The sequence below is a fragment of the Cupriavidus pauculus genome (assembly GCF_022179805.1).
GTDB lineage: Bacteria > Pseudomonadota > Gammaproteobacteria > Burkholderiales > Burkholderiaceae > Cupriavidus > Cupriavidus pauculus_E.
Genome location: NZ_BPUO01000013.1, coordinates 1 through 19,469 on the forward strand (window position 1 = coordinate 1; position 19,469 = coordinate 19,469).

Consider the following 19,469-nt stretch of genomic DNA (forward strand, 5'->3'; position numbering starts at 1 on the left):
AGCGAGTTGGAACCACCCCTTCCCATCCCGAACAGGACCGTGAAACGACTTTGCGCCGATGATAGTGCGGACTACCCGTGTGAAAGTAGGTCATCGCCAGGCTCTTATACCCAGAACCCCCAAGCCCGAAAGCTTGGGGGTTTTGCTTTTGCGCGAGCGAAACGCTGCCTGTGTTCCGTGGCAAATCCCCGAAAAGCACCCCTCGTCATGTTGGACTGTTGTATTCAGGGTACCGGAGCATTCCTGCCTCACAGGTGTTCTGATATGTTCTCGTCCAAGCGCTGAAAAATTCAGCACGAAGCAGTCTGCAATACCAAAGCCTCGGCGCCGAATAGCCAGGATGTTGGGATTTCGACGAACGGGTAAGAATCAGGGTCCAGGGGGTTATCGTGGCCATGAAGTTTCGGCCAGCACTGGCTTGTCTGGTGAGCGCGCTCGCGCTTGCCGGTTGTGCATCATCGACGGTCGCTCCGACCGATCCATCCAAGTTGGCTGCCGTCACTGACGGCAATTGCGCTCCATTCGCCGCAAAAGGGCTGTTGAACGCGACAGTTAAAAGCGGTGGCGCAGATGCGCTCGAACTGACCAATCGGGCCGCGAAGTTGTCCGCCGAGGCAGAATCAGGCGGTGGCGATGGCGAGGCGGAAGCCGATCCCGCACCGCTTCCCCTGCTGGCACAACTGCCGCTGTTCTCGACGTCCGCTGATTCGACGACGCCTCCGATGGGCTGGCAGCCCTGGAAGGTCAATCGCAACAAGACTCCCACGACTTATTCGCTGACCGAGGTCGACCAGCGCATGGTGCTTCACGCCGTGTCGGATGCCTCGGCGTCGGGCCTGTACGTGCCGCTGGAACAGCGCGATGCCGGCAAATTGCGCTGGATGTGGAAGACCCGTGACGTGATTCGGGTCGCGGACAACGCTGTCAGCCATCGAGAAGATGCACCGCTGCGGATCTTCGTCGCTTTCGACGGTGATCGCGGCAGCCTGCCGCTCAAGGACCAGCTGATGTACGAGATGGCCCGTATTACCACGGGCCGTGAGATGCCTTACGCCACGCTGATGTATATCTGGGGCGGCAAGCGTCCGGAAGGCAGTGTCCTGAACAATCCGCATACCGATCGCGTCCGCATGATCGTAGTGGATTCGGGTACGCGCCACACCAATGAATGGCGTTGTCATGAGCGCGACCTGCGGGCCGACTATCGCAAGGCGTTTGGCGAGGATCCGGGCAAGGTTCTGGCAGTTGGACTGATGACCGATACCGACAACACCAAGAGCCGCGCCGAGTCCTGGTACGGCGATATCGCGCTGGACTGAGCGGACCGGCTGCGCCGGTCAGCCGACGCCCAGGTCTTCCAGCGCCAGCAGGGCAAAGGTGGCGAGCCAGTGCGTGGCCACGTAGTGGCCGTCCACCGCCTGCGGCAACGACGCTTCCAGATGATCGGACCACGCGCGCACTGCAAACGACTGCAGCGGCGCCGGCAGTGCCGGGCCTAGCAGCCGCCAGCACCACGCGCGTGACAGGTTCAGGCCATCCAGGTGCGACATCTTCGGGTCGGTCCGATCCGAAACCGCCACGGGCGTCAGCCACGTGCCAAGCTCGGCCTGCCCGGGCGAGAACAGATCCCACCATTCCCCGAAGCCGCAGTCGTCCATGACTTGCCGCATCAGCACGGCTTCCATCAGACCACCCGACAGGAATTCATCCCCACCCGGCTCATAGCGCGCCGGATAACGCATGTCATGCGCGAACCAGCGATGCGCGCGCCGCACGATCGATTTGCGCAGCGCCAGGTGCTGGTACTGCCGCGCAAATGCGAGCGCCATCACCAGCGCAAACGCGCTATTGAAGTGCGTGCCCGTGCGGACCGGAAAATCGGCAATGTCGATGTAGTCGATCAGGCGTTGCGCCAGGTGATCGGAAAGAGGCGCGCAGGCGGCCTCCCATCTGGCCGCCTGTGCATCCTGCTGTGCCAGCGCGCCTAGTTCGGCCTGCAGGCGCAGCATCCAGGCCCAGCCGTAGGGCCTCTCGAAGGTCCGGGACGTTGGCCGCTCGAAATAGGCCAGTTCCGTCGCGATGGCTTCGGGCCGAAGCTGCGCATCGAGCGTCTCGCGAATTTGCGCGGCGACGGCCAGGTTCGGCCGCAACGCCAGCAGCCGTACCAGCAGCCAGTGCATGTGCACCGACGAATGCCAGTCGTAGCTGCCGTAGAAAACGGGATGCAGTTCTGCCGGCGTCGCCAGGTCGCCGGCGTTCGCCATCAAATGGTCGACCTTGTACGGGTATGGACGCACGATGTTGTCGAGCGCCACCCGTGCAAAGCGCTCCGCCGTGGCGTCATCCAGCAGCGTATGGGTCATCGTGCGTCGCCAGGAAGGGTCAGTTCAGACGCCGATCAGGCCGGCGCCAGCCACTTTTCCACGAGCTTGACGAAGAACGTCGAGCCCACCGGCAACAGCTCGTCGTTGAAGTCATAGCTGGGGTTGTGCAGCATGCACGGGCCCATGCCATGGCCGGCCTCGCGGTGCGAACCTTCGCCATTGCCGATGAAAAGGTAGCAACCGGGCTTTTCCTGCAGCATGAACGAAAAGTCCTCGGCGCCCATGGTCGGCTCGACATTGCCGTCCACATTGTCGGCCCCCACCAGCTCGCTGGCGATGCCCACGGCGAATTCGGCTTCCGCCGCGCTGTTGATGGTCGGCGGATAGTTGCGGCGGAATTCGAAGTCGATCGTGCAATCGAACGCCTGTGCCACAGCCCGGGCCACTTCTTCCATGCGGCGCTCGATCAGGTCGAGTACCTCGACCGTGAAGGTGCGCACCGTGCCGCCTAGCCACGCTTCATTCGGCACGATGTTGGTCGCATCGCCGGCGTGGAACTGCGTCACCGAGATGACGGCGGTGTCGATTGGTCGCTTGTTGCGGGTGATGATGCCCTGCAGGGCCGACACGATCTGGGCGCCGGTGAACACCGGGTCGCAGCCGTTGTGCGGCATGGCTGCATGCGCGCCCTTGCCGCGCACGGTGATCTTGAACTCGTTGCTCGACGCCATCAACGGGCCGGCGGTGGTGCCGAACGAACCGACCGGCATGCCCGGCCAGTTGTGCATGCCGAACACGGCGTCGCACGGAAACCGGTCGAACAGGCCGTCCTTGATCATTTCGCGCGCACCGCCGCCGCCTTCCTCGGCCGGCTGGAAGATCAGGTGCACGGTGCCGTCGAAATTGCGATGCTCGGCCAGGTAACGGGCCGCGCCCAGCAGCATTGCGGTGTGGCCGTCGTGGCCGCACGCGTGCATCTTGCCTTCGTGCTGGGAGCGATGGCCAAAGGTGTTGGCTTCCTGCAGCGGCAGTGCGTCCATGTCGGCGCGCAGGCCGATGCTGCGGTGGCCACTGCCATTGCGGATCACGCCGACCAGGCCGGTGGTGCCCAGTCCGCGATGGACTTCGATGCCCCAGGATTCCAGGTTCTTGGCCACCACATCGGCCGTGCGCTGTTCCTCGAAGCACAGTTCGGGATGCGCGTGAATGTCGCGGCGAATGGTTTTAATTTCGGCTTGCGCCTGCAGGATTTCGGGGATGAGCTTCATGGTGCCGTCCAGGCGAATGGGGCAGTTGGATGTCCCCCGATCATACGCGGGCTCTGCACGAAGCGCCAAAACAAGGCGTCGCCTGCACCCGCGCACCGTATCGTGCAGTGCGGCGGCTTGCCGGTGCGCGGGCCAGCCTTTATTCGCCCCGTGTACGGCCTTGCGCGGTGGCGCGGCGCAGCATGCGCCATGCCCCCCGAGCGGGTGGGTTTCCCCGCATGGCGGACGCCCAGCACTGCTGGAACAGTTCATGCTTGAAGTGCCCGGCCGGTCGCGCGCCACGTTGCCCAGCACGATGTCGCACCAAAATGCGGCGCATGTTGATGAGAACTCAACGACGAGCGCGACCGATCCTCAATGTCATTTCAAGACTTCCCACAGGGAGAATCGTGCGATGTCCCTTCGTCACGTCAAGAAGGCCGTAGGCAAGGCAGTTGGTACCGTCCTGCTGACCGGTGCCCTCGGCCTCGGCCTGGCCGCGCAGGCCCATGCGGTCGATCTCAAGATCGCCATGAGCTCGCCGCCAACCTCGATGGATCCGCATTTCTACAATCTGTTTTCGAACATCAACGTGTCCGAGCACGTGTTCGAGTCGCTGATCAAGCTCGACCCCGACAGCAAGGTCGTGCCGGGGCTGGCCGAATCGTGGAAGCTGGTCAATAACCTCACGTGGGAATTCAAGATCCGCAAGGGCGTGAAGTGGCACGACGGCACCGAACTGACCACCGAGGACATCGCGTGGTCGCTGGACCGTCCGGCCACCATCGTCAACAGCCCGGGCAAGTTCGACGTGTACACCAAGGCGATCATCAACAAGAAGATCATCGACAAGTACACGATTCAGCTAACCACCAACCAGCCTTACCCGCTGATGCTCAACGACCTGACGTCGGTGTTCATGGTGCAGAAGAAGGCCACGCAGGGCCTGTCTTCCGACGACTTCGCGCAGGGCAAGGGCATGGTGGGCACGGGCCCGTTCAAGTTCGTCAGCTATGCGCGCGACGACCGGGTCGAACTGGTACGGAATCCCGATTACTGGGGCAGCAAGCCGGCCTGGGACAAGGTGACGCTGCGCTTCATACCGAATCCGGCCACGCGTCTGGCGGCGCTGCTTTCGGGCGACGTGCAGGCCATCGAGAACGTGCCCACGCCTGACCTGCCGAAGGTGCGCAACGATCCCAAGCTGTCGTTCTTCTCCAAGATCTCGCACCGCGTGATCTACCTGTACTTCGACGTCAAGCGCGACAAGTCGCCGTTCGTGACGACGAAGGAAGGCCAGCCGATGGACAAGAACCCGCTGAAGGACGCGCGCGTGCGCATCGCCATCAGCACGGCCATCAACCGCCAGGGTATCAAGGACCGTCTGATGGAAGGCCTGTCCGAGCCGACCAACAACCTGGTGCCGCCCACGCTCTTCGGCCACAACCCGCAGCTGAAGACGCTCAAGTACGACCCGGAAGCGGCCAAGAAGATGCTGGCCGACGCCGGCTATCCGAACGGCTTCGGGCTGACGCTGCATACGCCGAACAACCGCTACGTGAACGACGAGAAGATTGCGCAGACCATCGCGCAGAACCTGACGCGCATCGGCATCAACACCAAGGTGGAAGGCATGCCGATGGCCACGTACTCGTCGAAGGCCATCAAGCGTGAATGGTCGTTCGGCCTGGTGGGCTGGGGCGCGCAGACCGGCGAGGTCAGCTCGCCGCTGCGTGCGCTGGTGGCCTGCGAGGACTCGAAGAAGGGCTTCGGCACCACCAACTGGGGCGAGTACTGCAATCCGAAGATGGATGCGGTTCTGGAAAAGGCGCTGGCCACCGTGGATGACAACGAGCGCTCGAAGCTGCTGCAGGAAGCCACGGCCATCGTGGTGCTGGACGGCGGCATCATCCCGGTTCACCATCAGGTGACCACGTGGGCCACGCAGAAGGGCATCACGTACACGCCGCGTACCGACGAACGCACGTACGCGCACCTGTTCAAGCCGGCGCAGTAAGTTGGTGCGATAAACCGGCAACGCAGGCCAGGGCCGTCGCGCGCGAATGACGGCCCGGGTATGATCGCGGCCCCGGCTTCTCGGCGAGAGGCCGGGGCGGTGTCCCCACGATGTCCCCCGTGGGTCGCGAATCCGCTGGCGGTGCGTAACCGCGCCCCGGCGAAAGGATAGGCGTCTGGAACATGCTGGTCTTCATCATCCGGCGACTGATGCAGAGCGTGGTTGTGCTGCTGGTCATGTCGTTGCTCGTATTTCTTGGCGTATTTGCGATCGGCAATCCGATCGACATCCTGATCAGCCCGCAGGCCGACCAGGAAGACATCAAGCGCACCATCGCCGCGCTCGGGCTGGACAAGCCTCTCTGGGAGCAATACTGGATCTTCCTGCAGAACGCGCTGCACGGTAACCTGGGCACGTCGTTCGCGCACGGCACGCCGGCGCTGAAGCTGATCTTCGAACGCATGCCGGCCACGCTGGAACTGGCGGTGTGCGCCATCATGCTGGCCATCGTGCTCGGTATTCCGCTAGGCCTGTGGGCCGGGCTGCGGCCGAACGGCTTGTCGGGCAAGACCATCATGACCGTGTCGATCCTGGGCTTTTCGTTGCCCACGTTCTGGGTCGGCCTGATGCTGATCATGGTGTTTGCCGTGCAGCTTGGCTGGCTGCCGTCCAACGGGCGCGGCGAGACCGTCAGCGTGCTGGGCGTGCCGCTGAGCTTCCTGACCGTCGACGGTATCCGCCACCTGGTCCTGCCCGCGGTGACGCTGTCGCTGCTGAACATCGCGATGGTGATCCGCCTGACGCGCGCCGGCACGCAGGAGGCGATGCTGCAGGACTACGTCAAGTTCGCACGGGCCAAGGGCCTGTCCAATTCGCGCATCGTCGGCGTGCACGTGCTCAAGAACATCCTGATCCCGATCGTCACGGTGATCGCGCTGCAGTTCGGGTCGATCATCGCGTTCGCCATCGTCACCGAATCGATCTTCGCGTGGCCGGGCATGGGCAAGCTGATCATCGACTCGATCCAGTTGCTGGACCGCCCCGTGATCGTGGCCTACCTGATGGTGATCGTGACGCTGTTCATCCTGATCAACCTCGTGGTGGACATTGTCTACAGCATGCTCGATCCGCGCGTGCGCATTGCCGACAACAAGGGCTGAGCCATGAGCACATCGACCGTTCCCCAGGAAGCCCCGGTCAAACCGGCCGCCGCCGCGCGCGAGCAGACGCCGTGGCGCCGCTTTGCGCGGCAATTCTTCGAAAGCAAGCTTGCAGTGGTGGGGCTGGTGACGCTGGCGCTGATCATCCTGATCGCGATCTTCGCGCCGCTGCTGGCGCCGCAGAACCCGTATGACCTGGCCACGCTGGACGTGCTGGACGCCCGCATGTCGCCGGGCGAGCAGGCGGGCAGCGGCATGACGTTTATCCTCGGCTCGGACGAGCAGGGCCGCGACATGCTGTCGGCCGTGATGTATGGCCTGCGCATCAGCGTGGGCGTAGGCGTGGTCAGCACCGTGATCGCGCTGCTGCTGGGCGCCACGCTGGGGTTGCTGGCCGGTTTCCTCGGCGGCCGCACCGAGGCGTTCATCATGCGCGTGGCCGACCTGCAGCTGTCGTTCCCGCCCATCCTGCTGGCGCTGATTCTGCTGGCGTTCCTGCGCCCCGGCATCGGCAATATCGTCATCGCGCTGGTCGCCGTGCAGTGGGCCTACTACGCCCGCACCACGCGTAGCGCGGCGCTGGTGGAGCGGCGCAAGGAATATATCGAGGCGGCCACCTGCCTGGGCCTGCCGCCGCGCCGCATCATGTTCCGTCACCTGCTGCCAAACTGCCTGCCGCCGCTGATCGTGATCGCGGCGCTGCAGGTGGCGTCGGCCATCACGCTGGAGGCCACGCTGTCGTTCCTGGGGCTGGGCGTGCCGGTGACGGAGCCGTCGCTGGGCATGCTGATCGCCAACGGCCAGCAGTACATGCTGTCCGGCAAGTACTGGATCAGCTTCTTCCCGGGCATCGCGCTGGTCCTGACCATCGTGGCGATGAACCTGGTGGCCGACCAGCTGCGCGACGTGCTGAATCCGCGCCTGCAGACGCAATAACGGATCGGGGAGCAAGGAGCCGATATGACACAGCCAACCCTGGTCGTTGAAAACCTGAAGACGCAGTTCTTCACGCGCGCCGGCGTGGCCAAGGCCGTGGACGATGTCTCGTTCACGGTGGGGCGCGGCGAAATCATGGGCCTGGTGGGCGAGTCCGGGTCGGGCAAGTCGATGACCGGTTATTCGATCATGGGCCTGATCGATCCGCCGGGACGCGTGGTGGACGGGCGCATCGCGCTGACCAGCCGCGATGGCGTCACGCGCGACCTGCGCACGCTCACGCCCGCGCAGCAGCGCGACGTGCGCGGCAACCGCATCGCGATGATCTTCCAGGATCCGATGATGACGCTGAACCCGGTCCTGCGCATCGACACGCAGATGATCGAGGCGGTGCGCGCGCATGACGACGTCAGCAAGGCCGCCGCGCGCGAGCGGGCCCGCAACGCGCTGGCACGCGTGGGCATTCCGTCGCCGGACGAACGGCTGCAGGCGTATCCGCACCAGTTCTCGGGCGGCATGCGCCAGCGGGTGGCCATTGCCATTGCGCTGCTGAACAAGCCGGACCTGATCATCGCCGACGAACCCACCACGGCGCTGGACGTCACCATCCAGGGCCAGATCCTCTACGAGATGCAGACGCTGTGCCGGGAATCGGGTACCGCGCTGATCTGGATCACCCACGACCTGTCCGTGGTGGCCGGCCTGGCCGACAAGGTCTGCGTGATGTACGCGGGCAAGATTGTCGAATCGGGCGACGTGCGGCAGGTGCTGGAGCGGCCCGAGCATCCGTACACGCACGGGCTGATTGGCTCGGCGCCGTCGCGCAATCCGCGCGGGGCGCCGCTGCGGCAGATTCCGGGCATGACGCCGTCGCTGCTGAACCTGCCGGGCGGCTGCTCGTTCCGCAATCGCTGCCCGTATGCCACCGATGTCTGCAAGACCGACCCGCCGCTGGAGATCTTGCCCGACGCACGCCAGCTGCGCTGCTTCCACCCTGTCCAGGCCCAGCAGGAGGCGGCATGAATACCGTGATCGAACATCCCAATGCCGTGGCAACGGACGCCGCCGCCGAGGCTGGTACGCCGGTCGCGCCGCTGCTGGAGTTGCGCGGCGTGTCCAAACGCTTCGTCAAGTCGCTGGACGTGGCCGCCCGCATCGCCAATGTCTTTGGCGCGAAGCAGAAGATGGAAGTGGTGCACGCCGTCGACAAGGTCGATCTGGCGATTCGCACCGGTGAGGTCGTCGGCCTGGTTGGCGAGTCGGGCTGCGGCAAGTCCACGCTCGGCCGCATGGCCGTGGGCCTGCATACGCTGACCGAGGGCGAACGGCTCTGGCGCGGTACCGACCTGGACCGCCTGCCGCCGGACAAGCGGCGCGAGCGGCAACTGGCGATCCAGATGATCTTCCAGGACCCCTACGCGTCGCTGAACCCGCGCCTGCGCGTGCTGGACATCGTCGGCGAAGCGCCGGTCGTGCACGGCATGGTCGACAAGGGCGCGCAGAAGACGTATGTGGAAGACATGCTGGTGCGCGTAGGCATGGACCCCACGGTGCTGCGGCGCTTTCCGCACCAGTTCTCGGGCGGGCAGCGCGCGCGCATCGGCATTGCCCGCGCGCTGGCCGTGAAGCCGGAATTCCTGGTCTGCGATGAGTCTGTGGCGGCGCTCGATGTCTCGATCCAGGCCCAGGTGCTGAACCTGTTCATGCGCCTGCGCGAAGAGCTGAACCTGACCTATCTGTTCATCAGCCATGACCTGGGGGTGGTCAAGCACATCAGCGACCGCGTGGTGATCATGTACCTGGGCCGCGTGGTGGAGTCGGCGCCCACCGAGGAAGTGTTCGCATCGCCGAACCATCCGTACACCCAGGCGCTGCTGGCGGAGGCCCCCAAGCTGGAGGTCGGCAAGAAGACGTATGTGGCGATTCGCGGCGAAATCCCGTCACCGCTCAACCCGCCGCCGGGCTGCCACTTTCACCCGCGCTGCCCGCACGCGATGCCGCGCTGCAAGGAGGAGCAGCCGGCGCTGAAGGAGATCGCGCCGCTACGGTGGTCGGCCTGCCATTTGAACGATATGGCGTAGGCGGGGATTCGCTTCTTTGTTGGGTTTGCTCCCCTCTCCCACGCAGTGGGAGAGGGGTTGGGGGTGAGGGCAGCACGTCCCTGCTTGCCGAGGCGGTCTGGATTTGAGCCGCCGATCCCTCACCCCCATCCCCTCTCCCGCATGCGGGAGAGGGGAGCCAATCAAAACACAAGGCGACCCGCAACTACCGGATCACCACCCCGCGCGAATTAATGATCGTCATCTCGACGAACTTCGAACCCACGTGGCTTTCGGGGCCGAACTGGATGATGAAGCCGCCCAGGTCCACGTTGCGCATGCTTTCCAGTGCCATCACAAAGCGCTCGCGCGTCAGGTCCTTGCCGGCGCGGCGCAGCCCTTCCACGAACGCCTTGGCGGCGATGAAGCCCTCGACGCTGGCGTAGTCGAATTCATTCTGCTTGCCCGCGGCCTGCAGCAGGCGCAGGTATTCGCGCACCACCGGCAGCGTGGCGTTGCCCGGATGCGGCATCACCTGCGAGATGATCACGCCGCTGCCTTGCGGGCCCACTTCCTTGGCCAGCGCCTGCGTGCCGACGAACGACACGTTGTAGAACTGGCCGCTGTAGCCACGGCGCAGAGCCTCTTTCACGAAGGCGCCGGCAGTGCGGTAGGCGCTGATCAGCACCACGGCATCGGGCTTGGCCTTCATGGCTTCCTGCATCGCGTCGCCGATTTCCACGGTGTTGCGGATCACGCTGGACTGGGCCACGAGTTTCACGCCGCTGTCGGCCGGCAGCACCTTGATGGCGTGCTCGATGCCGGCCAGGCCGGCCTTGCCGTAGCCGTCGTCGTTGTAGACCACCGCCACGCGCTTCAGGCCCGTGGTGCGGATCTGGCGCACGATGGCCGCCGTTTCCTCGTCATAGCCGGCGCGCACGTGGAATACGTAGCGGCTGTTGGGCTCGCGCAGGGTCTGCGCGCCGCTGAACGGTGCGAAGAACGGAATGCGCGCCTGGTTCACCAGCGGCAGCGCGGCCTGGCTGGTGGGCGTGCCCACATAACCGAACAGGGAAAAGACACGGTCTTCCTCGATCAGCTTCTTCGTGTTCTTGACGGCCTCGTCGGGTTCGTAGGCATCGTCCAGCGCCTTGAGCTCGATCTTGCGGCCGAACACGCCGCCATGGGCGTTGATGTAGTCGAAGTAGAGGCGGGCGCCGGCGTTCATCTGCTTGCCCAGCACGGCCGTGGGGCCGGTCAGCGCGGCCGATTGTCCCAGCAGGATCGAGTCGGCGGTCACGCCGGCCTCGGCGGCCGTGGTATTGGCGGCAAACGCGGCGCCTGGTGCGCCGCTGGCCGCGAGCGCGGCCGCCATCATCAGGCCGACGAACTGCCGGCGCTTGACCCCAGAAGTGAAACCCATGTGAATCCCCGTCAAAAATCCGTCAAACGTCTGTCATTGCATTGTTTGCTGCGGTGCTGCTTTCGGACCCCGCGGATGCCGTCCGGATCTTGTGCCGGTACGGCTCCCGGCCCCGCGAGGCCGGACAGTTTCCGGGGTGAGCCGGACTGCGCCGGCACATCATAATCGAATACAATCGGAGCCAAACAAATTCTCCCGGTCAGGAATGTTTGGCCGACGCCACTGCGCCACAGTCATCACGGCCACGCCGTTGACAAGCGCCTGGCCGATAGTCCGCCAATGCCCGTGCCGGGCGCCCCACTGCAGTTTCTGCCTGTCGAATCGCACCATGGCCACCCGCATCGTCCGCGCCGCCTGTCCTCATGATTGTCCCGATACCTGTGCATTGCTCGTCACCGTCGAGGACGGCCGCGCCGTCAAGGTCGCCGGCGACCCGGAGCATCCCACCACGGCCGGCGTGCTGTGCACCAAGGTGTCGCGCTACACCGAGCGCACCTACCATGCCGACCGCCTGCTGACGCCGCTGCGGCGCGTGGGCAAGAAGGGCGAGGGCAGGTTCGAGCCCATTTCCTGGGAAGCCGCGCTCGACGAAATCGCCACACGGCTGTCGGGCATCGCAGCTCGCAACCCGGAGGCGATCATCCCCTACAGCTACGCCGGCACGATGGGCCTGGTGCAGGGCGAGAGCATGGCCGCGCGGTTCTTCCACAAGCTCGGAGCGTCGCTGCTCGATCGCACGATCTGCGCCAGCGCCGGCGCCACGGCGCTGCGCTATACCTATGGCGCCAGCGTCGGCATGGACGTGGAGCACGTGACCGATGCCAAGCTGGTGATCATCTGGGGCGGCAACCCGATCGCCTCGAACCTGCATTTCTGGATGCGCGCGCAGGAAGCCAAGCGGCGCGGCGCCACGCTGGTGGCCATCGACCCGTACCGCTCGCTGACGGCCGAGAAGTGCCACCGCCATATCGCGCCGATGCCCGGCACCGACGGCGCGCTGGCGCTGGCGATGATCCATATCCTGATTCGCGACGGCCTGCTGGACCACGACTACATCGCGCAGCACACGGTGGGATTCGACGCGCTGCGCGAGCGCGCGATGGAATTCCCGCCGGCCAGGGCCGCGGAGATCTGCGGCGTGCCCGTGGAAGACATCGAATGGCTGGCCGGCCTGTACGGCCAGCTTGCCGTCAAGGAACGCCAGCCCGTGGCCATCCGCCTGAACTACGGCGTGCAGCGCGTGCGCGGTGGCGGCCAGGCCGTGCGCGCGGTGGCTTGCCTGCCGTCGCTGGTGGGCGCCTGGCGCCATCCGGCGGGCGGCCTGCAGTTGTCCACGTCGGGCTTCTTCCCGATCGACAATGGCGCGCTGCAGCGTCCCGACCTGCTGCCCCACTGGCCGGAAGTGCCGCGCACGGTGAACATGAGCACGATTGGCGATGCGCTGCTGGACGACGGCACGCGCGGCAACGGCCCGAAGATCGAGGCCGTGGTGGTCTACAACAGCAACCCGGTGGCCGTGGCGCCGGAGTCGGCCAAGGTGGCGCAGGGGTTTGCGCGCGAAGACCTGTTCACGGTGGTGCTCGAACACTTCCGCACCGATACGGCCGATTACGCCGACATCGTGCTGCCCGCCACCACGCAGCTCGAACACGTGGACGTGCACAAGACCTACGGGCACGTCTACTTCATGGCCAACAACCAGGCCGTGGCGCCGCAGGGCCAGGCGTTGCCGAACACCGAGATCTTCCGCCGCCTGGCGGCGCGCATGGGCTTCACCGAGCCGTGCTTTGCCGACAGCGACGAAACTATTGCCGGGCAGGCCATTCTGCCCAACGACAAGCGCGCCGAGGGCATTAGCTGGGACACCCTGAAGGCCAGCGGCTGGCAGCGGCTCAACATCGCCGCCGCGCCGTTCGCCAATGGCGGTTTCCCGACGCCGTCGGGCAAATGCGAGTTCTATTCGGAAGCCATGGCCCGTGACGGGCTCGATCCGGTGCCGGCCTACGTGCCGCCGTACGAAGCCCCGTCGTCGGCGCCCGAACTGGCCGCGAAGTATCCGCTGGCGATGATCTCGCCGCCCGCGCGCAACTTCCTGAACAGCTCGTTCGTGAACGTCGACAGCCTGCGCGCCACCGAGGGCGAGCCGCACATCGACATCCATCCCGCCGATGCGGCGGCCCGAGGCATTGCCCACGGCGACCTGGTGCGCGCCTACAACGACCGCGGCAGCATGCAGGCCCGCGCCCGGGTGACCGACCGCGCCAAGCAGGGCCTGGTGGTGGGCCTGTCGATCTGGTGGAAGAAGCTGGCCCCGGACGGCAAGAACGCCAACGAGCTGACCAGCCAGCACCTGACCGATCTGGGGCGAGCCCCGGTGTTCTACGACTGCCTGGTGGAAGTGGAGACGGTGCGGGCCGAGGCCCTGACGTCATGAAGCGCTGGCCGGCCCGCCGGCGCCTGGCGGGTGTCCTCGTGGTACTCGCCGTGGCAGCGCTGGCGGCCGGCTGCGACACGGTCGGCTATTACTATCAGTCGATTGGCGGCCACTTGGGTGTGATGGCGTCGGCCCAGTCGCTCGACGATGCCATCGCCACCGCGAACACCGCCAACGACGCCCGGCTCGCGCAGCGGCTGGAACTGGCGCGACGCATCCGCGACTACGCATCGCGCGAACTCAAGCTGCCCGACAACGGCAGCTATCGCAAATACGCCAATCTGCATCGCCCCTATGTGGTGTGGAGCGTGTTTGCCACCCCCGAGCTGTCGCTGGACCTGCGCAGGTGGTGCTTCCCCATCGTCGGCTGCATCACGTACCGTGGCTACTACAGCCAGGACGATGCCGATCACTACGCCGCGGGTTTGCGCCGCGATGGCTTCGAAACCTATGTGGCGGGTATTCCGGCCTATTCGACGCTCGGCTATTTCGACGATCCGTTACTGAATACCTTCGTCTACCAGCCCGAGGGCGAGCTGGCGCGGCTGATCTTCCACGAACTGGCGCACCAGGTGGTGTACGTGCGCAACGACACCGCGTTCAACGAATCGTTTGCCACGGCTGTGGAAATGGCCGGCGTGGAGCACTGGCTGGCGCAGGACGGCTCGGTCGACGCGCGCGCCAGCTACAAGATCTACGACGGCCGGCGCCGCCAGTTCCGCGCGATGCTGCTGAGCACGCGCGACAAGCTGGTGACGCTGTACAAGTCGCCGCTGGACGAGGAAGCCAAGCGCCAGGGCAAGGCGCGCATCTTCGACGAACTGCGCCAGGAATACGCGGCCCTGAAAACCGAGTGGGGCGGCTATACCGGCTACGACCGCTGGTTCGACCAGCCGCTGACCAACGCCCACCTGGCCGCCGTGGCCACCTACCAGCAGTGGGTGCCGGCATTCACGGCGCTGCTGGCGCAGTCGGGGGGCGACTGGGAACGCTTCTACGCCGCCGCCCGCCAGCTCGGCGACCTGCCTCCGGCGCAGCGCGAAGCGGCCCTGCGCAAGCTGGCGCCGCCCGCCACTGAAGTGACGCCGCTGACGGCGAGCGGCGGGGCGGGCGCCGCAGCCGGTACGCCGAAACCCTGACACGGGAGTTTCCCGATGGTGACGCGCCCCGTGCATGCGAAAATGGCGGCCATGTCCCATGCCCCAAGAAAATCCGGTCATCCGCCACGCGCCACCGAGGCCGCCACCCTGAGCGAGGACGGCCCCGCCCGTTCGCACGTGGCCGAGCGCCAGGAAGCACGCCGGCGCCAGATCCTGGATACCGCCGCGCAGCTTTTCTACACGAAAGGCTATCCGGGCATGACCATGAACGACCTGTGCCGGGCCTTGGGCGTGACCAAGCCGGCGGTCTACTATTACTTCGCTGACAAGTACGAGATCTTCGACATCCTGTGCCGTGAATCGGCCCAGACCTGCCTGCCGGTGATTCGCGAGACCGCCAATGCGGCGCTGCCGGTGCGCGAGCGGCTGCACACGTGCCTGCTGGAAATGGCGCGCCGCTGCGTCCGATGCCACGTGGCCGCCGCGCTGAGCTTCCGCGACAACCAGTACCTGAAGCCGGAAACCATGGAGTGGCTCAACGCCATGGCGCGCGATTTCTACCGCGACCTGTACGCGCTGCTGGAGGAAGGGCGCGCGGCGGGCGTGTTTACGTTTGGCGATGCCCGGGTCACGGCCCATTCCATGGGCGGCGTGATCGGCTTCATGTACACGTGGCATGAGCCCGGACGCATGGACCCGGAAGTGTTGGCACAGGAGCTGGCGCAGAACATGATGAAGCTGGTGTTGCCGCCGGCTTGATCGTCGCCAAGGTTTGCCGCAGTCGTTGCCCGGATCGTCAGGGTATTCCCTCGATACCCCCATTGGGTGGCGCATAATCCACGATTTCCACGGTCCAATTCGTGGAGGACTTCGTCTAACGGGTTGTCTTCGGAGGGGGCACGCGTTTAGCATTCCCCAAAAATCGAACGACCATTCAGAAATTCAGGAGACGGTATGGAAAAGCTGTGGCTGAAACATTATCCGGCAGGCGTACCGGCAGAGATCGACGCCAGTCAGTTCCGTTCGCTGGCCCAGTTGCTCGAGCATTCGTTCCGTACCTACGCCGACCGCCGCGCGTTCATCTGCATGGACAAGGCCATCACCTACGGTGAGCTGGACCAGATGTCGCGCCAGTTTGCCGCCTGGCTGCAGTCGCGCGGGCTGCGCCCGGGCGCACGCGTGGCCATCATGATGCCGAACGTGCTGCAGTATCCGGTGGTGCTGGCCGCCGTGCTGCGCGCCGGCTACGTGGTGGTCAACGTCAATCCGCTGTACACGCCGCGCGAGCTGGAGCACCAGCTCAAGGACAGCGGCGCCGAAGCCATCGTCATCCTGGAAAACTTTGCCGCCACGCTGCAGGCCGTGCTGCCGGCTACCCCGGTCAAGCATGTGGTGGTGGCCAGCATGGGCGACATGCTGGGCGGGCTGAAGGGCTCCATCGTCAATTTCGTGGTACGCAACGTCAAGAAGATGGTGCCGGCGTGGGAGCTGCCCAACTGCGTGCGCTTCAACGACGTGCTGGCCGAGGCGCGCGGCATGGGGCTGAAGCCCGTGAGCACCGGCCCGGACGATATCGCGTTCCTGCAGTACACGGGCGGTACCACGGGGGTGTCGAAGGGCGCCACGCTGCTGCACCGGAACATCGTGGCCAACGTGCTGCAGTCGGAGGCGTGGATGCAGCCGGCGCTGGCCAAGGGCGCCCATATCGACCAGGTCATCACGATCACTGCGCTGCCGCTGTATCACATCTTCGCGCTGACGGTCTGCTGCCTGCTGGGCATGCGTAGCGGCGGCCTGAGCATCCTGATTCCGAACCCGCGCGATATTCCGGGCTTCATCAAGGAACTGCAGAAGTACAAGTTCCACATGTTCCCGGCCGTGAACACGCTCTACAACGCGCTGCTGAACCACCCGGATTTCAGCAAGGTCGACTGCTCGGGCCTGCGCGTGGCCAATGGCGGCGGCATGGCCGTGCAGGAAGCCGTGGCCAAGAACTGGCTGGCCAAGACCGGCTGCCCGATCATCGAGGGCTACGGCCTGTCGGAAACGTCGCCGTCGGCCACCTGCAACCCGACCGATTCCGAGGCGTTCTCGGGCACCATCGGTCTGCCGCTGCCGTCGACCGAAGTCTCGATCCGCGACGACGATGGCGTTGAACTGCCGCTGGGGCAGCCCGGCGAGATCTGCCTGCGCGGCCCGCAGGTGATGGCCGGCTACTGGAACCGCCCGGACGAGACCGCCAAGGTCATGACCCCGGACGGCTTCTTCAAGACCGGCGATATCGGCGTGATGGACGAGCGCGGCTACACCAAGATCGTCGACCGCAAGAAGGACATGATCCTGGTGTCGGGCTTCAACGTGTATCCAAACGAGGTGGAAGGCGTGGTGGCGGAATGCCCGGGCGTGCTGGAAGTGGCGGCCGTCGGCGTGCCCGACCAGCACTCGGGCGAGGTGGTCAAGCTGTTCGTGGTCAAGAAGGACCCGGCGCTGTCGGAAGCCGACGTGATCGCCTACTGCAAGGATCGCCTGACCGGCTACAAGCGTCCCAAGTACGTCGAGTTCCGCACGGAACTGCCGAAGACGAACGTCGGGAAGATTTTGCGTCGGGAACTGCGGGATAGCAGGAAGGCGGCGTAACGTTCCTCCTGCCTTTGGGTTTGCTCCCCTCTCCCGCATGCGGGAGAGGGGAGCTTGGTTCTCTAACACTCGTTCGACGGCGCCATCTGCGGTTGCGTTGTCCCATCGGGATAGATCAACCGCACACAGGCGCCCGGTTCCAGCCCTGGCGCCGCCGGCCCGTTGACTTCCGCCACCAGGCCGTCCGCGGTCTTGACCCGGTACTGGAACAAGTCCATCTGCACGGGCGGCTGCGGTTTCCTGAACAGTTGCGTCAGGTCCACCGCGAATCCCACACCGACACCCCCTCCACCGCCGCCACCGCCTGCGGCCACGCCGCCGACGCTGCTGTAGCCGCCATAGCTCGATGCCTGCGGGATATCCACACGCGACAGGAAATTCTTCTCGGTAACGCGCCCCAGCTTGACCGTGGCATTGATCGGCGTGACCTGCGGGGCAGAAGGCGTGCTGCTGCACGCAGCCATCAGGCAGGCAACAGCCAGGGCGGGAACGATACGTAGGGCAGCTTTGGTCATGGCGTGGTCAGGCTCGACTTGAGGCGGCCCAGCAGACGGAAGAGGGCGCGCCTGTCGGTTTCGGCAAGCCCGGAGAACAATTGTTCCACCCACGTCTCGTGGGCGCGCGCCATGCGCGAGAATGCCTCGCGGCCAGCCGGTGTCAGACGGATCAGATAAGCGCGGCGGTCAGTGGGTAGCGCTTCGCGCGTGACCAGGCCTTCCTGCTGGAGCTGGTCGGTGATGCCGGTCACATTGCCGCCGGTCACCATCATGCGCCGCGACAGCTCGCCCATCTTGAGTCCTTCGGGGTGACGGTCGAGCTGGGACATCAGGTCGAAGCGCGGCAGCGTCACCGCAAAGTCCTGGCGCAGGCGCGAGCGGATATCGCCTTCCACCAGCGTGGTGCAGGTCAGCAGGCGCAGCCAGAGCCGCAGCGCCTCGTGGTCCGATTCGCCGGCACTGGTTTCCAGGTCGACCGGCGATCCTTCGGCAGCATTGCTGGCGGCGGTGGGATTGGGCATCTTGATTCGGGCAGCTCAAACATTTGATGCCTCAAGTATATGCGCTGCCCGGCCATCTCCCTACGTGTCGGATCAATCCACCTTGGCGCCCGAATCCTTGACGACCTTGGCCCACTTGGTGGTCTCGGCGCGGATCAGCGCGGCAAACTGTTCGGGCGTGTTGCCTACCGGATCGGCACCCTGCGCCATCAGGCGCTCGCGCACGGCCGGCGTGTTCAGGCTCTTGGCCACTTCCTGCTGGATGCGGTGGATGATGTCCGGCGGCGTACCGGCCGGGGCCAGCAGGCCGAACCACGAGCTGGCTTCGTAGTTGGGCAGGTTGGCGGCCTGCGCAATGGTGGGTACGCCGGGCAGGGCGGGCGACGGCTTGGCGCTGGTCACGGCCAGCGCCTTGAGCTTGCCGGACTTGATCAGTTGCATCGACGACGGCAGGTTGTCGAACATCACCTGCATCGTCCCGCCGGTCATGTCGGTCAGCGCGGGGCCGCTGCCACGGTACGGGAAATGCACCATGAAGGTCTTGGTCTGCGTCTTGAACAGCTCGCCGGCCAGGTGGATCGACGTCCCGTTGCCACTCGACGCCATGTTGAGCTTGCCCGGATTGGCGCGCGCATAGGCAATCAGGTCGTTGACCGAATTGATCTTGTTCTGCTGCGCGAAGGCGGGATTGACCACCAGCACGTTCGGCACCGCGGCCACCAGCGTGATCGGCGCGAAGTCCTTGATCGGATCGAACGGCAGCTTGCCGTACAGCGACTGGTTGATGCCGTGCGTGCCGACCGTGCCCATCAGCAGCGTGTAGCCGTCGGGCGCCGCCTTGGCCACGATGTCGGAGCCGATATTGCCGCCCGCGCCGGGTTTGTTGTCGACCACCACGTTCCAGCCCTGCAGCTTCGACAGCTCCGCCGAGACCGCGCGCGCCATGATGTCAGTGGTGCCGCCCGCCGGGAACGGCACGACCAGGCGGATCGGCTTGGTCGGATATGCATCGGCGGCAAGGGCCGAGGTCAGGCCGGCCGGGCCCAGGGCAAGCGACAGGAGCAGCGCGACGGTGCGCCGGCGAGGTTGGTGCATGGCAATGTCTCCAGGATGAGGCGGCCGGGTGTTCCGGTCTGCAGGCCATTCTAGTCGGCG

16 protein-coding genes and 1 rRNA gene are annotated in these 19,469 nt (G+C 65.4%); 11 read left to right on the top strand and 6 right to left on the bottom strand.

All coding sequences use genetic code 11. The annotated features are described in order from the left end of the window. Window positions 1-102 (top strand): 5S ribosomal RNA (gene rrf, locus MFF62_RS23150); the annotation flags it as partial. A 287-nt stretch (window positions 103-389) separates the two neighbouring features. Continuing rightward, window positions 390-1,319, top strand: coding sequence for a DUF3047 domain-containing protein (locus tag MFF62_RS23155; RefSeq protein ID WP_238265458.1), 930 nt, complete (start codon window positions 390-392; stop codon window positions 1,317-1,319). 18 nt (window positions 1,320-1,337) lie between these two features. Here MFF62_RS23155 and MFF62_RS23160 read toward each other — a convergent pair whose 3' ends face one another. Continuing rightward, complete coding sequence (locus MFF62_RS23160) at window positions 1,338-2,363, bottom strand: DUF2891 domain-containing protein (protein ID WP_238265459.1); 1,026 nt, start codon at window positions 2,361-2,363, stop codon at window positions 1,338-1,340. 35 nt (window positions 2,364-2,398) lie between these two features. Continuing rightward, complete coding sequence (locus MFF62_RS23165; RefSeq protein ID WP_238265460.1) at window positions 2,399-3,592, bottom strand: M20 aminoacylase family protein; 1,194 nt, start codon at window positions 3,590-3,592, stop codon at window positions 2,399-2,401. A gap of 394 nt (window positions 3,593-3,986) precedes the next feature. Between MFF62_RS23165 and MFF62_RS23170 the strand changes: the two genes are divergently transcribed. The 5 genes from MFF62_RS23170 to MFF62_RS23190 all read left to right on the top strand — a co-directional run bounded on the left by MFF62_RS23170 (window position 3,987) and on the right by MFF62_RS23190 (window position 9,765). Then, the gene (locus MFF62_RS23170; protein ID WP_238265461.1) at window positions 3,987-5,588 is read left to right on the top strand and encodes an ABC transporter substrate-binding protein; all 1,602 of its coding nucleotides are present in this window, start codon (window positions 3,987-3,989) and stop codon (window positions 5,586-5,588) included. Window positions 5,589-5,770: 182 nt separating this feature from the next. Then, window positions 5,771-6,748, top strand: a complete 978-nt coding sequence (locus MFF62_RS23175; protein WP_238265462.1) for an ABC transporter permease — start codon at window positions 5,771-5,773, stop codon at window positions 6,746-6,748. 3 nt (window positions 6,749-6,751) lie between these two features. Next, window positions 6,752-7,684, top strand: a complete 933-nt coding sequence (locus MFF62_RS23180; protein WP_238265463.1) for an ABC transporter permease — start codon at window positions 6,752-6,754, stop codon at window positions 7,682-7,684. Window positions 7,685-7,708: 24 nt separating this feature from the next. After that, window positions 7,709-8,707: an ABC transporter ATP-binding protein gene (locus MFF62_RS23185; protein ID WP_238265464.1), complete on the top strand. Its 999-nt coding sequence runs from the start codon at window positions 7,709-7,711 to the stop codon at window positions 8,705-8,707. Further along, window positions 8,704-9,765 carry an ABC transporter ATP-binding protein gene (locus tag MFF62_RS23190; RefSeq protein WP_238265465.1) on the top strand — a complete coding sequence of 354 codons (1,062 nt, stop codon included), beginning with the start codon at window positions 8,704-8,706 and terminating at the stop codon, window positions 9,763-9,765. Before MFF62_RS23185 ends, MFF62_RS23190 begins: the two co-directional genes overlap by 4 nt. 184 nt (window positions 9,766-9,949) lie before the next feature. Here MFF62_RS23190 and MFF62_RS23195 read toward each other — a convergent pair whose 3' ends face one another. Further along, on the bottom strand, window positions 9,950-11,146 hold the full coding sequence (locus tag MFF62_RS23195; RefSeq protein ID WP_238265466.1) for an ABC transporter substrate-binding protein: 1,197 nt from the start codon (window positions 11,144-11,146) through the stop codon (window positions 9,950-9,952). Between the two features lie 328 nt (window positions 11,147-11,474). Here MFF62_RS23195 and MFF62_RS23200 point away from each other — a divergent pair, with 328 nt between their 5' ends. From MFF62_RS23200 to MFF62_RS23215, 4 genes are all read left to right on the top strand, one after another. Continuing rightward, window positions 11,475-13,580: a molybdopterin-containing oxidoreductase family protein gene (locus MFF62_RS23200; protein ID WP_238265467.1), complete on the top strand. Its 2,106-nt coding sequence runs from the start codon at window positions 11,475-11,477 to the stop codon at window positions 13,578-13,580. Next, window positions 13,577-14,719 carry an aminopeptidase gene (locus tag MFF62_RS23205; RefSeq protein WP_238265468.1) on the top strand — a complete coding sequence of 381 codons (1,143 nt, stop codon included), beginning with the start codon at window positions 13,577-13,579 and terminating at the stop codon, window positions 14,717-14,719. The genes MFF62_RS23200 and MFF62_RS23205 overlap by 4 nt, the downstream gene beginning before the upstream one ends. Before the next feature lie 51 nt (window positions 14,720-14,770). Beyond that, a complete protein-coding gene (locus tag MFF62_RS23210) occupies window positions 14,771-15,439 on the top strand; it encodes a TetR/AcrR family transcriptional regulator (RefSeq protein ID WP_238265469.1) in 669 nt (222 codons plus the stop codon). Between the two features lie 195 nt (window positions 15,440-15,634). Continuing rightward, the gene (locus MFF62_RS23215) at window positions 15,635-17,317 is read left to right on the top strand and encodes a long-chain fatty acid--CoA ligase (protein ID WP_238265470.1); all 1,683 of its coding nucleotides are present in this window, start codon (window positions 15,635-15,637) and stop codon (window positions 17,315-17,317) included. Window positions 17,318-17,379: 62 nt separating this feature from the next. Here the strand turns inward: MFF62_RS23215 and MFF62_RS23220 are convergent, their stop codons facing one another. The 3 genes from MFF62_RS23220 to MFF62_RS23230 form a co-directional block, all read right to left on the bottom strand. Continuing rightward, window positions 17,380-17,832 (bottom strand): hypothetical protein, encoded by a 453-nt coding sequence (locus tag MFF62_RS23220; RefSeq protein WP_238265471.1) that lies wholly within the window; start codon window positions 17,830-17,832, stop codon window positions 17,380-17,382. Continuing rightward, entirely contained in the window at window positions 17,829-18,335 is a 507-nt protein-coding gene (locus tag MFF62_RS23225; protein ID WP_238265472.1) for a MarR family winged helix-turn-helix transcriptional regulator, read from the bottom strand. Before MFF62_RS23225 ends, MFF62_RS23220 begins: the two co-directional genes overlap by 4 nt. 72 nt (window positions 18,336-18,407) lie before the next feature. Continuing rightward, window positions 18,408-19,409, bottom strand: coding sequence for a Bug family tripartite tricarboxylate transporter substrate binding protein (locus MFF62_RS23230; protein ID WP_238265473.1), 1,002 nt, complete (start codon window positions 19,407-19,409; stop codon window positions 18,408-18,410). Window positions 19,410-19,469 lie beyond the last annotated feature (60 nt).